Genomic DNA, 256 nt, shown 5'->3' on the forward strand with positions numbered 1-256 from the left:
CTGCTGGACAGCCTGCTGGAGCAGGACCGTGCGCCGGTGCTGTTCGGCGAGGGCCACGCGCCGGAGCGGCATACCGAACATTACCCGCGCTGGGAGCGGCGGCTGATCGGCAAGCTGAAGCGCTTGATCGGCGACCCCAGCGATGGCGTTGGCGACAGCCTCGGTGCATTGCTCGACGAGGAGCGTCCGCCGCGCCTGGAGATTCCCGGCGACCTCGCGGCGATGCCGCTGCAGGCCGGCGAAGCGGCCCGCGAGG

1 protein-coding gene is annotated in these 256 nt (G+C 71.9%); it reads left to right on the forward strand.

What is annotated here, in order from left to right; genetic code table 11:
* On the forward strand, positions 1-256 hold a 256-nt coding region (locus ACLJNW_RS26585), incomplete at both ends, for a hypothetical protein (RefSeq protein ID WP_410961563.1).

The sequence above is a fragment of the Salmonella sp. SAL4457 genome, from assembly GCF_046548235.1.
GTDB lineage: Bacteria > Pseudomonadota > Gammaproteobacteria > Enterobacterales > Enterobacteriaceae > Salmonella > Salmonella enterica.